The 14,377-nt window shown below is 73.1% G+C and carries 13 protein-coding genes; 4 read left to right on the top strand and 9 right to left on the bottom strand.

The window, feature by feature from the left end; translation table 11 throughout:
• Nucleotides 1–22: 22 nt before the first annotated feature.
• The 3 genes from QEZ54_RS23420 to QEZ54_RS23410 all read right to left on the bottom strand — a co-directional run bounded on the left by QEZ54_RS23420 (nt 23) and on the right by QEZ54_RS23410 (nt 3,555).
• The gene (locus QEZ54_RS23420; protein WP_281306851.1) at nt 23–280 is read right to left on the bottom strand and encodes an acyl carrier protein; all 258 of its coding nucleotides are present in this window, start codon (nt 278–280) and stop codon (nt 23–25) included.
• Nucleotides 281–405: 125 nt separating this feature from the next.
• Complete coding sequence (locus tag QEZ54_RS23415) at nt 406–1,806, bottom strand: long-chain fatty acid--CoA ligase (RefSeq protein ID WP_281306850.1); 1,401 nt, start codon at nt 1,804–1,806, stop codon at nt 406–408.
• 159 nt (nt 1,807–1,965) lie between these two features.
• Nucleotides 1,966–3,555 (bottom strand): MFS transporter, encoded by a 1,590-nt coding sequence (locus QEZ54_RS23410; RefSeq protein WP_281306849.1) that lies wholly within the window; start codon nt 3,553–3,555, stop codon nt 1,966–1,968.
• 272 nt (nt 3,556–3,827) lie between these two features.
• Between QEZ54_RS23410 and QEZ54_RS23405 the strand changes: the two genes are divergently transcribed.
• Together QEZ54_RS23405 and QEZ54_RS23400 are read left to right on the top strand one after the other, a co-directional pair.
• Nucleotides 3,828–5,126, top strand: coding sequence for a hypothetical protein (locus QEZ54_RS23405; protein WP_281306848.1), 1,299 nt, complete (start codon nt 3,828–3,830; stop codon nt 5,124–5,126).
• Between the two features lie 12 nt (nt 5,127–5,138).
• Nucleotides 5,139–6,077 carry an alpha/beta hydrolase gene (locus QEZ54_RS23400; RefSeq protein ID WP_281306847.1) on the top strand — a complete coding sequence of 313 codons (939 nt, stop codon included), beginning with the start codon at nt 5,139–5,141 and terminating at the stop codon, nt 6,075–6,077.
• 65 nt (nt 6,078–6,142) lie between these two features.
• On the opposite strand, the gene QEZ54_RS23395 is transcribed toward QEZ54_RS23400, so the two are convergent.
• The 6 genes from QEZ54_RS23395 to QEZ54_RS23370 all read right to left on the bottom strand — a co-directional run bounded on the left by QEZ54_RS23395 (nt 6,143) and on the right by QEZ54_RS23370 (nt 12,331).
• Complete coding sequence (locus QEZ54_RS23395; RefSeq protein ID WP_281306846.1) at nt 6,143–6,859, bottom strand: hypothetical protein; 717 nt, start codon at nt 6,857–6,859, stop codon at nt 6,143–6,145.
• 4 nt (nt 6,860–6,863) lie between these two features.
• Nucleotides 6,864–7,511 carry a helix-turn-helix domain-containing protein gene (locus QEZ54_RS23390; RefSeq protein ID WP_281306845.1) on the bottom strand — a complete coding sequence of 216 codons (648 nt, stop codon included), beginning with the start codon at nt 7,509–7,511 and terminating at the stop codon, nt 6,864–6,866.
• Nucleotides 7,512–7,648: 137 nt separating this feature from the next.
• On the bottom strand, nt 7,649–8,944 hold the full coding sequence (locus tag QEZ54_RS23385) for a PLP-dependent aminotransferase family protein (protein WP_281306844.1): 1,296 nt from the start codon (nt 8,942–8,944) through the stop codon (nt 7,649–7,651).
• Between the two features lie 23 nt (nt 8,945–8,967).
• Complete coding sequence (locus QEZ54_RS23380) at nt 8,968–10,056, bottom strand: alpha-hydroxy acid oxidase (protein ID WP_281306882.1); 1,089 nt, start codon at nt 10,054–10,056, stop codon at nt 8,968–8,970.
• 459 nt (nt 10,057–10,515) lie between these two features.
• Nucleotides 10,516–11,226: an ABC transporter ATP-binding protein gene (locus tag QEZ54_RS23375; RefSeq protein WP_281306843.1), complete on the bottom strand. Its 711-nt coding sequence runs from the start codon at nt 11,224–11,226 to the stop codon at nt 10,516–10,518.
• A gap of 82 nt (nt 11,227–11,308) precedes the next feature.
• Nucleotides 11,309–12,331, bottom strand: coding sequence for an FtsX-like permease family protein (locus QEZ54_RS23370; RefSeq protein ID WP_281306842.1), 1,023 nt, complete (start codon nt 12,329–12,331; stop codon nt 11,309–11,311).
• Nucleotides 12,332–12,482: 151 nt separating this feature from the next.
• Between QEZ54_RS23370 and QEZ54_RS23365 the strand changes: the two genes are divergently transcribed.
• Nucleotides 12,483–13,667 (top strand): sensor histidine kinase, encoded by a 1,185-nt coding sequence (locus QEZ54_RS23365; RefSeq protein ID WP_281306841.1) that lies wholly within the window; start codon nt 12,483–12,485, stop codon nt 13,665–13,667.
• Nucleotides 13,664–14,284: a response regulator transcription factor gene (locus QEZ54_RS23360; RefSeq protein WP_281306840.1), complete on the top strand. Its 621-nt coding sequence runs from the start codon at nt 13,664–13,666 to the stop codon at nt 14,282–14,284. Before QEZ54_RS23365 ends, QEZ54_RS23360 begins: the two co-directional genes overlap by 4 nt.
• Nucleotides 14,285–14,377 lie beyond the last annotated feature (93 nt).

Raw genomic sequence — 14,377 nt, 5'->3', positions numbered from 1 at the left:
CGGCCCGGCACCGACCCGCTCACTACGCGCTCGCCAGGTTGCCGCGCTCGATGATCGCGTCGGCGAACTCGCCGACGGTCATGGCCGCCATCTGCTCGGCCTCCTCGTCGCTGAACTTCACCCCGTAGGTGTCCTCGACGCGCACCGAGAGCTCGGCGACGGCCAGCGACTCCAGGTCGACCCCGGCCGAGCCCAGCGGGGTGTCGGCGGTGACGTCGTCGACGGGGTAGTTCATCTCGGCGATCGCGTCGATGATGAACTTGCGTACCTCGGCACTCATCGGATCTTCCTTCCTTTGTGGGCGGTACTAAGAGCTCGGAGTCCGGGCCGCTCGGTGGTGTCCGCAGCGAAGCGGAGGATGCCGCCGATTAAGGCCCGAGCGACGAGCTCGCATGTCACAGCAGGTCACTCGGCGGTGCGCAGCACCGCGTGGTCGCGGACGAGCTTGCCGGTCGCCGTGCGGGGGAGCTGGGCGACGATGTGCAGCTCACGCGGCCGCTTGAACGGCGCGAGGCGCTTGGCCAGCTCGCCCTCCAGCGCGGCGGCGGCGTCCGGGTCGGGCACGACGGCGTACGCCTCGATGCCCCGGTCGAAGATCACGACGGCGCCCTCGACGCCGGGCAGCGCGGCCAGGGTGTGCTCGACCTCGGTCAGGTCCACCTTCAGCCCGCCCACGGAGACCTGCGAGTCCAGCCGCCCCAGCACCGTGATCAGCCCCGTCTCGGGGTCGACCTGGCCGGCGTCCTTGGTGTTGAGCCAGCCGTCGGCCCAGCGGGTCGGGTCGACCAGCCCGATGTACGGCGACTCCGGCGCCGACACCAGCAGCTGCCCGTCCTGCTCGCGCACGGCCAGGCCGGGGGCGGGCATGAGCGACGGGCGGTTCGCGCCGTACAGGTCGGTGGCGATGACCCCGACCTCGGTCATGCCGTACATGTTGCCCAGGATGATCCCGTAGCGGTCCACGAACTTCTGCGACACCTCGGCGCGCACCAGCTCGCCGCCGGTGGTCATCCGCTTGAGCTGCGGCAGCTTCGGCGGCTCGACCGCGGAGGCGAGCAGCTCGGTGTGGAACGGCACGCCCAGCAGCGTGGTCGGGGCCTCGCCCGCGGCGACGGCCTTGAGGATCGAGTCGACGGTCAGCCGCTCCGGCAGCACCAGCTCGGTGCCCGCGTGCAGGCAGTAGAGCAGGCCGCCGACCAGGCCAAGCACGTGTACGACCGAGGCCAGCAGCACCACCCGCTCGCCCGGCAGCGGCACCCCGTCGATGCGGGTGTACCGGTCGACCTCGGCGACCAGCTGCTCGGCGGTGCGGGCGATGACCTTCGACGGGCCGGTGGACCCGGAGCTGAGCTGGATGACCGAGTGGTGGGTCTCGGCGGGGCGCCCGGTCGCGCGGGCGGTGGCGACGTCGGTGATGTCGTAGAAGGCGCGCAGCCCGCCCGGAATCGTGCCGGTGTGGCCGACGAGCACCTGCGGGGCGAGCCGGTCCAGCGCCCGCTCGGTCTCGAACGGGGTCAGCCGGTGGTCCAGCAGCGCGACCTGGGCGCCGATGCGCCACGCGGCGAGCAGGTTCGCCACGTACGCCAGGGAGGGGGGCAGCTGGAGCGCGACCGAGCCGCCGCGGGCCAGCCCGAGGCGGGTCAGCACCGCCTCGCGGTCGGCCACGGCGTGGCGCAGCGCGGCCCGGTCGACCGGGGCGCCGAAGTGGAGGCAGACGTCGCGATCGGCGCCGCGCAGGAGGATGTCGTCGACCCAGTCCGCGCTGGCCGAAAGGGGTGCACCGGTCGCCCAACCGTTGTTGCTCATGGAGAAGTCCCCGCCACAAAAGATCGGTGATTGTCGAACCGCTGTCGGGTGCCCCCAACCGACCTCGGTGAATCCGGAGACTACAAGTGAATCGACGTACTTGCAATGGTCGTTCAAGATCAGCCGATTCCTGTTTGGACCAGCAAAAATTCGGACGTTCTATGGCAGATGCGGGGCGCGCAGGGTCGCCTCGATCTCCATCCTCGTCGATTCCATCCGATCCAGTTCGGCCCGTTTTCGAAGCGCCCTGCGCTCGGTCGCGGCTTGGTCGCGCTGAACCAGCTCGTGCACCGCCTCGTGCACCGGCGCCACGTTGAGCTGGGCCAGGGCGTGCATGGCCGCCTTCGGTGCGACCTGGCGCGGGCGCAGCAGCCGCCGGGCGCCCTGCCGGGCGTGCACCGACCACTGCCCGTCGGCGTACCGCAGGGTGACCCGGGGGCCGAAGACGGCCGGGCCCAGCGCGTACCCCCAGGGCAGCGCGCTGCCGTCGGTTTTCGGACCGCGCGACCCGGCGTCGTTGAGCTGGCGCCAGATCCGGTGCCGGATGATCGGTGACAGCGACACCGCGAAGTAGAGCACCGTGGTGAGCAGGATGCCGTTGGTCAGGCCCAGCTCCTGCACCATCAGGCCGCCGAGCAGGCCGCCCAGCGGGATGCCCGCGAACGAGATGGCGATGATGATGCCGCCCGCGCGGGCCAGCATCGGGCCGGGGACCCGCTGGTAGATGACGGCCCCGATGGTCGGGTTGAGCGAGCACATGACCATGCCGCTGATGAAGGTGACCACGAGGATCACGGTCAGGTTGTCGGTGATCGCGAAGATCAGGAAGCGCGGCGCGCCGCCGACCATGTAGCCGAAGACCACGGCCCGATAGCGCGGCAGGTACGGCGCCAGCGTCGCGAACACGACACTTCCCACGATCATCCCGACCGCGTACGCCGCCGCGACCCAGCCCAGCGCCACCGGCGAGTGCAGCACGGTGAGCACCCACATCGGCACGAAGACCACCGAGCTGGCCTGGTTGAACAGGTTGGTGAAGAACAGCATGCTGGTCACCGCCCGCAGCAGCGGCTCGGAGCGGAAGTAGTCGAACCCGCCCCGCAGCGCCGCGAAGTACGGCTCGGCCGGCGCCTCGACCGGCTTGGCGTCGCCGAGGGTGGCCGGATCGGGCACGAAGAACCAGACCAGCAGCGCCGCGATCAGGAAGCTCGCCGCGTCCAGCCAGATCGCGCCCACCGCGCCGAGCGCGGCGATGGCCACCCCGCCGACCGAGGCGCCGATCAGGCCGGAGGTGCGCAGCACGCTCTCGCGCACCGACGAGACCCGGGTGAAGTCGGTGCCCGCGGCATCCATCAGCGGCTTGAGCACGTTGTTCTTGGACCGGTCGGCCTGGGCGCGCAGCGCGCCGGTGGCGGCGACCAGGGCGATCAGCACCTCGAAGCCGAACTGGCCGGCCAGCGCCGTCGCGCCCACGGTCACCGCGCTGGCCAGGTCGGCCAGGATCGAGGTGCGGCGGGAGCCGATCCGGTCCTGCAGCGGCGCGGCGAGCACGCCGCTCAGCACGTACGCGAGCGCCTCGGCGCCGGCCACCGTGCCGACCTTGATCGGGCTGCCGGTGGTGACCAGGACCAGCCACGGGATGGCCAGGAACGACATCCGGCCGCCGATGACCGAGATCGCCTCGGCGACGACGAGTCCGGGTATGGCGAGGCGCCGCCGATATCGGGTCGGCGGGGACGAGAGGCCCACGGTGCTCCTCCGGGTGATTCGAGCCTACGCAAGGCATGGTGCCGCCTCGCGGCGGTTACCGACCATAGCCGTATCGGCAACGAAGTCGATCCATCAGGCGGCATCGGCGGCCGCACGTGTTCCCTGCATTGTGGACGTTTGTCGGACAGGTTGGGCGTATCGCTCGCGGACGGTGCCACCCTGGACACACGGCGTCGCCGTCGATACGGTGGCCATCGATGCGGCGGCTGATGATCCACGATCATGGCCGGACCGGGAGGGAGAACGGTGCAATGCGCCTGCTGATGGTCGGTGCCGACGGACCCGCGCTGGAGGCGCTGCCGGAGACGGTCGAGGTGACCGTCCTGCTGGGAGCGTTCAGCAAGGACCGCGGCAACGTGATCCCGGAGCGTGCCCGCACGGTCTTCGTCGACGACCACAAGAGCCCGGACTCGGCCCTCACCGGCCTCTACCGGGCCGGATACGGTGAGGGCTCGTTCGACGCCGTCTACGCCCACGACGACCCGGTGCTGATGACCGCGGCCGCGATCGGCGCCATCCTCGGCGCCAACGCCGTGCCCGCGCCCACGGTGGCGCTGTTCCGCGACAAGTCGCTGCAGAAGAAGCGCATCGCCGAGGCCGGGCTGCCCGTCGCCGGATACGCCGTCATCGACGACATCCACGAGCTGCCCGACGACTTCGAGATGCCGTTCACCCGGGGCGTGCTCAAGCCTGTCGCCGGCATGGCCACCCAGTTCACCAGCGTCGTGGAGAGCCGGGCCGACCTGGTCCGGGTCAGCGCCCAGTGCCGCAACGCCAAGGTGTCGATGCGCAACTTCCTGCTCGAGGAGTTCGTCGCCGGGGACGAGTGGTTCGCCGACGGCATCATGTCCGACGGCCACATCCGCTTCCTCGCCCTGGGCCGCTACGCCGAGCCGTGCCTGAGCGCGGTGCAGCAGCGGGCGCCGGTGCAGACGTTCAGCTTCGACCCCACCGAGGACAAGTGGGCCTTCGACCTCGCCCGCCCCCTGATCGAGCAGTCGATCGCCGCGCTGGGCCTGGTCGACGGCATCTTCCACCTGGAACTGTTCCACCAGCCCGACCTCGGCCGGGTGGTGTTCAGCGAGTGCGGCGCCCGCCGCGGCGGCGGCCCCATCCGCGACCAGATCCGCTACAAGTACGGCGTCGACCTGGGCGACTACGGCGCCCGCGCGCTGCTGCAGCCGATCGGCGACATCCCGACCCGCGTCCGCGAGGGCGTGGTCGCCTCGACCTTCCTGTCGCTGAAGCCGGGCATCGTCGTCGGGTTCCCGACCGCCTCCGAACTCGCCGCCCAGCCGGACGTCGCGCACGTCCGCATGCACGCCCCGCTCGGCGCGCGGATCGAGGCCACGCCCGCCAACACGTACTTCCGGATGGGCGAGGTCACGGTGCACACCGACGACGTCGCCTCCGCCGAGCGCCGCCTGGCGGAGCTGGCCGCCTGGTTCGCCGACCGGGTCGACGTGATGGCCCTCAACCCGACCATGCGCGAGCTGTTCGCCGAACCCCGCAACGCGGGCTTCGAGTACGAAGCCGGCACGACCGTATAGATAGGAGAGACGGTGCCGCTGCACCCCCAGGTCCAGGCGATGCGCGCCGGACGCGAAGCCTCCCGCACCCCGCAGCTCTACACGCTGTCGGTCGAGCAGGCCCGCGCCGCCGACCTCGCCTCGATCCAGGCCGCGGGCGGCACGCCCGAGCACGTCGCCGAGGTCGTCGACCGCGAGATCGACGGGCCGGGCGGCCCGCTGCCGATCCGGATCTACCGCCCGGTGCCCGGCCAGACGCTGCCGGTGCTGGTGTACTACTTCGGCGGCGGCTGGACGCTGGGCACCATCGACACCGCCGACGCGGTCTGCCGGACGCTGGCCAACGCGGCCGGCTGCCTGGTCGTCGCGGCCGGCTACCGGCTCGCGCCCGAGCACCGGTTCCCCGCCGCCGTGCACGACTGCCACGCCGCGCTCGCGTGGGTCGCCGCGAACGCCGCCGAACTCGGCGCCGACCCGGGCCGCATCGCGGTCGGCGGGGACAGCGCCGGCGGCAACCTGGCCGCCGCCGCATCCCTGCTCGCCCGCGACCAGGGGCCGGAGCTGGCCGGGCAGCTGCTGGTGTATCCGAACACCGATTACACCTCGAACACGCCGTCGCTGCGCGAGGGCACCGACCCGTACCTGTTCAACGCGACCTCGGTCGCCTGGTACTGGGAGAACTACCTGGCCTCGCCCGCCGACGGGCGCGACCCGCTCGCCTCGCCCCTGCTGGCCGCCGACCACACCGGCCTGCCCCCGGCCCTGGTCATCACCGCCGAGTACGACCCTCTGCGCGACCAGGCCGAGCAGTACGCCGCGAAGCTCGCCGACTCCGGCGTCCCGACGACCTTGACCCGCTACGACGGGATGATCCACGGCTTCTTCTGCATGGCCGGCGACCTCGCCGACGGCCGCCGCGCCCAGGAGCAGGCCGCCGCCCAACTCCGCACCTGGTTCACCCCCACCCCCTAACCAGATGTAAGGAAGGGGCCCTTCTTATCGCTTTCCGTAGCAGAAGGGCCCCTTCCCAACCTGGCTCAGGCGTAGACGGTGTCGAGCCAGTGCTGCCAGGACTTCTGGGTCGCCTCGGCGTCGGCGTGGGCGGCGAACAGGTGGGCGGCGAAGCCGACCGGGGCGCCGAAGACGTTGCGGCCGAAGAAGCGGTACATCGTGTCCGGGCCGCGCAGCCCCAGGAAGTGCGGGTGCCAGTAGTCCACGGTCACCTGGGTCATGCCCTCCCCGGGCAGGTCCACGGCGACCGCGTCGCCCTGCCTGGTGCCCGCGCCCAGGCCCAGCGCGGCGCGCAGGATGTCGAACCCGGCCGGGGCCTGCGAGGCGGCCGGCGCCTCGACGGAGGCGTACGCCACCGGGCGTCGGCTGAAGTACGCCAGGTACTGCCCGAGCGTGTGCAGGTAGAAGTCGGTGTGCTCATCGGCGCCCTGGTACTGGTTCTCCCAGTTGTCCACGAAGACGCCGCTGTGCACGTACCGGAACCGGACGGTGCCGTCCCCGGCGTCGTCGACAGTGTGCTCGACCTGGTTGAACCACCCGTTGGGCGCCTCCATCCGGCTGCACAGCCGGTGCGGCGGCTCCCACTCGGTGACCGTGCCGCCGAAGGCGGCCTGCCCGCCCACGCGCGGCTCGAACTCCATCGGCCACAGCCAGCCGCCGTTGCCGGTGGTGACCGCGTCCCAGTACTCCTCGGGCGTGGTCCGCAGGCTGCCCTCGCGTACGATCTCGAACTCGCCGTCCATGCTGCTACTCCTTCGTCAGTTCGGGCCGTGCCGCGTCGGGCAGGGTCGCCGGTGCGGCGGGCCCGGAGGCGGGCGCGACCAGGCTCGGATGCAGCCCGACCACGAGCCGGTGGCGGCGCCCGCCGGGACTGTGCTCATCGTGATAACGCTCGACCAGCCCGGCGAGGCTGCGGGTCAGCTCGGCGGCGAACGCGGCGCGGTCGGCGGCGGAGGCGAACCGGATCTCGCTGTCCACCGCGAACGTCGCCAGCGGCTGCTTCGCCGCCCGGGAGCCGGTGATGAGCTCGCCGACCTCCCGTACCAGCCGGGCGCCCAGCGCCAGCAGCCAGCGCGCCGACAGCTGGTCGGGCGCCTGGTCGGGGTCGGGTGCGACCGGGGCGAGCGCGGCGGGCGAGATGACGTACGACGCGGCCGTTGCCTGCATGACCCGCTCGGTCATGTTGCCCTTGCGCCGCTCCTCGACCAGCTCCACCAGCCCGACCCGCTCCAGCGCGTGCAGGTGGTAGTTCACCTTCTGCCGGGTCAGGCCGACCCGGTTCGCCAGCGTGCTGGCCGAGCCCGGCTCGGCCAGGGCCGCCAGCAGCCGCGCCCGCACCGGATCCAGGCACACCTCCGCCGCCGCCGGATCCTCGATCACCGCCACATCAAGCATCCTGGAACCCTCCCACCGACAACTTTAGTTGTCAAGGAGGCCGGGGCGCGTACAGTTTCGGGGAAACTGCACGAAAGAAGCCCAAGATTCGTGCAGTTTCCCCGAAACTGCCGCCCAAAACGCGGCGCGCGGGCGCGCTACGCGGGGAGGTTCTCGCGGATCATCGCGGCCAGGCGGCGGACGCCCTCCTCGACCGTGGCCGCGTCGAGGTAGCTGCACGACAGGCGGAGGGAGCGGGTGCCGCCGCCGGTGTAGAAGAAGCTCATCGGGGTCCACAGCACCCCGTGCCGGGACGCCGACTCCTCCAGCAGCCGCTCGTCGGCGGTGAACGGCACGTCGACCACGGCGAAGAACCCGCCCTCGGGCTGGTTCCAGCGCACGCCCACCTCTTCGCGCCACGGCGCGGGCAGGTGCCGGTCGAGCGCGTCGACCAGCCCGCGCAGGTTCTCCCGGTAGAAGGCGATCTTGTCGGCGTTGGCGGCGCGCAGGCTGCAACCGGACTCGACCAGGACCCCGCCGACCACGGCCTGCGCGATCGGGGAGGTGTTCACCGTGAGCATGCTCTTGATCGTGGACAGCTCCTCGGCCAGCAGCGTGGTCCGCCCGGCGTCGTCGACGACGGTCTGGTCGGCGACGAGGAAGCCGATGCGCGCGCCGGGGAAGACCGACTTGGCGAACGAGCCGAGGTAGATCACGCGCTGGCGGGTGTCGAGCGCCTTGAGCTTGGGCCGGGGGCGGTCGTCGAGCCCGAACAGGCCGTACGGGTCGTCCTCCAGGATCAGCAGGTCCTCGGCCTCGGCCACGTCGAGCAGGCGCTGCCGGGCGGCCACGTCCAGGCACAGCCCGGACGGGTTGGAGAAGTCGGGCACCAGGTAGAGCGCGCGGGGGGTACGGCCGCTGTCGCGTACCGCGCGGGCGGTCTCGGCGACGCGGGCCGGGTCGAGCCCGTCGCGCCCCTCGGGCACGGGGACGACCTCGATGCCGAGGATGCGGGCCGCGCCGGTGATGCCGACGTAGCAGGGCTCGGCGGCCAGCAGCACGTCGTCGGGGCCCGCGCACAGGCCGCGCAGGGCCATGACCATGGCCTCCTGGCAGCCCGCCGTCACCGAGATCGCGTCGGCGGGCACGTCGATGCCCTCGTCGGTGGCCAGCATCCGGGCGATCAGGCCGTGGATCTGGCCGTTGGTGCGGCCGTACTGCATCAGGGCGCGGCGGATCTGGACCGGGTCGCTGCCCTGCTCGGCCAGGTACGCCACGTACCGGTCGAGGTAGCGGTTGATGTCGGCGGTCTCGTAGAAGCCCTCGTACGGCCGGCCCGCGGCCAGCGAGATGGCGTCGGGGTAGCGCCCGGCGACCTCGTTGAGGAAGTTCATCGACGCCGCGACCGGGTCGGTGACCGACACGTGCAGCCGCTGCCTGTCCAGCTTGACCATGATCTGCTGCTCCTTCGCGGAACTCAGGATTGCGGGCGCTCGCCGGTGAGCACCGCGTCGCGGCCGATGTCGGCCAGCGCGGGCCGCCCGGTCAGCGCCATCGTGTGCTCCAGCTCGGCGGAGAGCAGCGACAGCACGTGGGCGACGCCGTCGGCGCCCCCGGCGGTGAGAGCCCAGAGCGCGGGGCGGCCGATCAGCACCGCCTCGGCCCCCAGCGCCAGCGCGACGAAGATGTCGCGTCCGGTGCGTACGCTGCCGTCCAGCAGCACCGGGCAGCGGCCCGCGACGGCCGCGACCACCTCGGGCAGCGCCCGCAGCGCGGGCACGGCCCCGTCGAGCTGCCGTCCGCCGTGGTTGGACACGATGACGGCGTCGGCGCCGTACTCGACGGCGCGGGCGGCGTCCTCGGCGGTCAGGATGCCCTTGAGCACCACCGGCAGGTCGGTGACGCCCTTGAGCCAGGCCAGGTCGTGCCAGGTGACGGTCTGGTCGAAGGTCAGCGCGGCGTGCGTGGCGATCGACGACGCGCCGTCGCGGCGCTCGTGGGCGCTGGTCATCAGGGCCGGGTCCAGGTTGGCCGCGCGGATGTCCGGGTCGACCACGAAGCCGTTGCGCAGGTCGCGCAGGCGCTTGCCGATCCGGGGCGCGTCGACGGTCAGCACCAGGGCGCGGAACCCGGCGTCCTGGGCGCGCCGGGCCAGCTCGGCCAGGGCGGCGCGCTGGCGCAGCCAGTACAGCTGCAGCCACAGCGGCCCGGTCGCGGCGGCGGCGATCTCCTCCACGGTGCGGCTGGCGAAGATGCTGGCCACGAAGAGCGCGCCCGCCCGCCCGGCGCCGGCCGCGGTGGCCGTCTCGCCCTCGGGGTGGTACATGCGGTGGTAGGCGATCGGGGCGACGCCGAGCGGCGCGGTCAGCGCCCCGCCGAGCAGCTTGCGCGTGGTGTCGATGCGGGACACGTCGACGAGCGTGCGCGGGCGCAGCAGCGCGCGGTCGAAGGCGGCCCGGTTGGCGTCGACGCTGAGCTCGGCCCCGCTGCCGCCGTCCAGGAAGTCCCACACGTCGCCACGCAGGCGGGCATGGGCCAGCGCCCGGTAGTCATCGGCGCACAGGATCGACACCGCCACCTCCGCAGATCGGTCCCCGGTGGACCACACGCTAGTGATCCGATTGACGGCACACAATACCGGCCTCGAACTCACAATGATCTACGTCAGTGTGATTAATACGGCACTTTCAATGATTCGACAGTGGAAATGTCGCCAGACTGACTCTCATAGCAGTCTATCTGGACACTTCGGAACGTCATTCTGAAGATCGAGAAGTGGGCATCTTTCCTGTCGCCGCAACTATCGCTACGCTCCTGTCACGTACGGGTTCGCACCCTCCGGCGGCAGACCATGCAGCCGTCGTCGGAACGCGAACTTTGTCTCCATAGGACGCAGGGGAGGTGTGACATGGAGGTTGGCAAGGAGGTTGCCAAGGAGGTTGCCAAGCGCGAGGTTGACGGTATCGTCAACGCCGCCTGACGCTTTCCCACCGGGGCGCGGCTACGGCCGCGCCCCGGCCACGTTTCAGCAGAGCCCGCCGTCGCGCAGCACCACCGCCCGGTCCGCCCGGCGCGCGTGCGCCTGATCGTGGGTGACCAGCAGCGACGCCACGCCGTGCTCGGCGGTGACCGCCCGGATCAGCTCGACCACGTCGACGCCCCGTTCGTGGTCCAGGGCCGAGGTGGGTTCGTCCAGCAGCAGCACCCGCGGGCGTCCCAGCAGCGCGCGGGCGATCCCGACGCGCTGGCGCTCGCCGCCGGAGAGCTGGTGCGGCCGCCGGTCGCGCCGCGCCGCCAGCCCCACTCGCTCCAGCAGCCGCTCAGCCCGGCCCCTGGCCGAGCGCACCGACTCGCCGCGGATGTGGGCCGACAGCAGCAGCTGGTCCAGCGCGGTCAGCGACGGCAGCAGGTTGGCCTGCTGGAACACGAAGCCGATCCGCTCCCGGCGCAGCCGGTCGCGAGCACCGCCGCGCAGCCCGGCGGCCTCGACGCCGCCGATCCGCACCCGGCCGCCGTCCGGCGTGAGCAGCAGCCCGGCCACCGCGAGCAGGCTGGACTTGCCCGAACCCGACGGTCCCAGCACGCTCACCAGCTCACCCGGCGCCACGCGCAGCGTCACCCCGGCCAGCGCGGTCAGCCGCCGGTCCCCGTCCGGGTAGGTGACGCGGACATCCTCCAGCTCCAGGCCCATCGGGCCGCCTCCTGCCAGGCTCATCGCATCCGCTTGCAGGTCCATCGGACCGCCTCCTGCCAGGCTCATCGGGCCGCCTCGCTTCCGGTCCTCGCCGGGCCGGCCTCCGGGTGCCGGGTCGAGGGGTTCATCGGGCGCTCCCCAGGGCCGTGATCGGGTCGACCGCGGCCACCCGCCGCACCGCGACGACGGCGCCGAGCAGGCCCACGCCGACCATGGCGAGCAGCGGCGGGGCGACGGTCGAGGCGTCGGCGACGTACGGCACCGCGCGGGCGGCGAGCAGGCCGAGCCCGGTCGCGGCGGCACCGCCGAGCACCGCCCCGGCCAGCAGTACGGCGGCGGCCTGCCCGAGCGCGTCGCGCAGCAGGTAGGCGCGGCCGGCGCCCAGGGCCCGCACCACCGCCAGGTCGGGGGTGCGCTGCACCGTCCATACCGTGAAGAAGGCGCCCACGACCAGGGCCGACACGACCAGCAGCAGGCCCCGCATCAGGTCCAGTGAGCCCTGCTCGGAGCTGAACCCGCCGACGGCGTCGCGGGACTGCGCCCGGGTGCGCAGCACGGTGCCCGGCACCGGCGCGGCCGGTGGCGCGGCCAGCGCCACCGCCGTCACCGTGTCCGTCCGGGCCAGCGCCTGCCACGCGGGCACCGGCAGGTACACGACCGGCAGGTGGCTGAACGAGACCGGCTCGACCAGCGCGGACACCGTCTGCGGGTGCCCGCCCAGCTCGACCGGGTCGCCGGGGGACAGGCCGAGGTCGGCGGCGAGATCGGCGGGCAGCGCCAGGCCGCCCGCCGCGCCGCGCCGCAGCGGCGGCAGCAGCGCCGCGTCGGCGCCGAACACGGTGACGGCGGTGGTCCGCCCGCCCGCGGCCAGCCGGTTGGTGGAGATCCCCAGGGGGTACGCGCCTAGCGCGGCCACCTGCTCGGCGGTCAGCGTGCTGGTCGCGAAGGACGGCTGCGCCCCGTCCGGGGGCTGTTCGAGGGCGAGGTAGGCGGTGGGCAGTCGGTCGACCGCGGAGACGGCGGCGGCACGCAGCCCCGCCGTCAGCCCGGTCAGGGCTACGACCATCAGCGTCATCAGCGCGACCACTCCGCCCAGCAGGGCGAACCGGCCGCGCGCGAAGCGCAGGTCACGTATGGCGATGAACACGCACCCCAGCCTCGCCCGCCGCGCCCGCCCCGCCATCGCACCGCCGACGGGCCCGGCGGAGGCGAAGGTCGCACCCCTGTCTCCGTCGAAGGTTGTACGACCTGCCCGCCCCGGCTGGCTACGCTCGGTCCCATCATGAGCTGGTCACACCATGGGTAGGGCGCGCATCGACGCGCCGGAGCTGCTGCGCCGCGCCGAGCACGCGCTGTTCGCCGCGCTGCTGCTCGTCGGCGCCGGCCAGTCCTGGCTCGACGGCGCCCACCGGGCCGCCACGGCCCTGACGACCCTGGCCGTGGCCTGCTGGTACGCCGTCGGCATGGCCCTGTCCCGCCGGGCCGCCGGGCCGCGCCTGGCCGTGCTGTGGCTCGCCGTGCTGACCGCCCTGTGGGCGGCCCTGGTGGCCGTGTCGCTGAGCTTCGTCTGGCTCGCGTTCGCCCTGTTCCTGCTCTACCGCCAGCTGCTGCCCGACCGCTGGGCGCTGCCCGGCGTCGCGCTGCTCACCGCGGGCTCGATCACCGCCGTCGCGCTGCACCGCGGCCACCTCGACCCCGCCGCCGTGCTCGGGCCGGTGTTCGGCGCCGCGGTCGCCATCGTCAGCACCGCCGTCTACCGCCGCCTGCGCCGCGAGAGCGAGGCCCGCGCGGCCCTGGTCCGCGAGCTGACCGAGGCCCAGCAGCGGCTGGCCGCGACCGAGCGCCGCGAGGGCATCCTGGCCGAGCGCGAGCGGCTGGCCCGCGAGATCCACGACACCGTGGCGCAGAACCTGTCCAGCATCATCCTGCTGCTGCGCGCGGCCCGCGACGCCGCCGACGCCCGGCCCCAGCTGGACATCGCCGAACGCGCCGCGAAGGGCGCGCTGGAGGACACCCGCCGCCTGGTACGCGCACTGACCCCCGCCGAACTGGCCGGGCGCCCGCTGCCCGAGGCGCTGGCGCGGGTCGTCGCCGACCTGCGCGACTTCGGCGTCCAGGCCCGGTTCGTGCTCGACGGCGAGCCGTGCGCGGTGCCCACCCCGGTGGCCGTCGCGCTGCTGCGGGTGGCCCAGGCCGCGCTCGCCAACGTCCGCGCCCACGCCGCCGCCGACCGGGTCGCCGTCACCCTCACCTTCCAACCCGGCGCGGTACGCGTCGACATCGCCGACGACGGCGTGGGCTTCGACCCGGCCCGCCCGGTGGGCGCCTCGTCCGGCACCGGGCTGGGCCTGGCCGCGATGAGCGGCCGCTTGGCCGAGGTCGGCGGCACGCTGGTGGTCGAGTCGGCACCCGGCCGGGGCACCGCCATCAGCGCCACCGCGCCCCTGTCCTTCCCCGCCGAATCCGTCCTGGAGGCGGCATGATCACCGTGCTGGTGGTGGACGACCACCCCATCGTCCGGGCGGGCCTGCGCGCCACCCTCGCCGCCGACCCGGGCCTGTCGGTCGTCGGCGAGGCCTCCGGCGGCGAGGAGGCGGTCCGCCTCGTCCAGGGGCTGCACCCGCAGGTGGTCCTGATGGACCTGCAGCTCGGGGCCGGGATCGACGGCGCCCAGGCCACCGCCCGGCTCCGCGAGCTGCCCGAACCGCCCCGGGTCCTGATCCTCACCACCTACGACAGCGACGCCGACATCCTGCGGGCGATCGAGGCAGGGGCGATCGGCTACCTGCTGAAGGACGCCGACCCGGACGACCTGCGCGCCGCCGTACGCGCCGCGGCGGCCGGGGAGACCGTGCTCGCCCCGTCGGTGGCGACGCGGCTGGTGTCGCGGGTGCGCTCGCCCGGCGCCAGCCTGACCCCGCGCGAGGCCGAGGTGCTGCAGCTGGTCGCGGCGGGGCACTCCAACTCGGCGATCGCCCGGCAGCTGTTCATCACTGAGGCCACGGTCAAGTCGCACCTGGTCCAGGTCTTCGCCAAACTCGGCGTCGACAACCGCACCGCCGCCACCGCCGAAGCCCGCCGCCGCGGCATCATCCGCTGACGCGCCCCGTCGCGCCCCCGTCGCGCGGGGGGCGTTCGTGCAGTTTCGGGGAAAGTGCACGAATCTTGGTCGGGATACCCGCACTTTCCCCGA

The sequence above is a fragment of the Catellatospora sp. KI3 genome (genome assembly GCF_029948125.1).
Taxonomy (GTDB): Bacteria; Actinomycetota; Actinomycetes; order Mycobacteriales; family Micromonosporaceae; genus Catellatospora.
This window is presented reverse-complemented; position numbering and strand designations above follow the sequence as displayed.

Coding starts and splice junctions, on each gene's coding strand:
- QEZ54_RS23385 (WP_281306844.1), bottom strand. CDS start 8,944: ATGGTCAAGCTGGACAGGCAGCGGCTGCACGTGTCGGTCACCGACCCG.
- QEZ54_RS23375 (WP_281306843.1), bottom strand. CDS start 11,226: ATGGACCTGCAAGCGGATGCGATGAGCCTGGCAGGAGGCGGCCCGATG.
- QEZ54_RS23365 (WP_281306841.1), top strand. CDS start 12,483: ATGGGTAGGGCGCGCATCGACGCGCCGGAGCTGCTGCGCCGCGCCGAG.
- QEZ54_RS23360 (WP_281306840.1), top strand. CDS start 13,664: ATGATCACCGTGCTGGTGGTGGACGACCACCCCATCGTCCGGGCGGGC.
- QEZ54_RS23390 (WP_281306845.1), bottom strand. CDS start 7,511: ATGCTTGATGTGGCGGTGATCGAGGATCCGGCGGCGGCGGAGGTGTGC.
- QEZ54_RS23395 (WP_281306846.1), bottom strand. CDS start 6,859: ATGGACGGCGAGTTCGAGATCGTACGCGAGGGCAGCCTGCGGACCACG.
- QEZ54_RS23415 (WP_281306850.1), bottom strand. CDS start 1,806: ATGAGCAACAACGGTTGGGCGACCGGTGCACCCCTTTCGGCCAGCGCG.
- QEZ54_RS23420 (WP_281306851.1), bottom strand. CDS start 280: ATGAGTGCCGAGGTACGCAAGTTCATCATCGACGCGATCGCCGAGATG.
- QEZ54_RS23405 (WP_281306848.1), top strand. CDS start 3,828: ATGCGCCTGCTGATGGTCGGTGCCGACGGACCCGCGCTGGAGGCGCTG.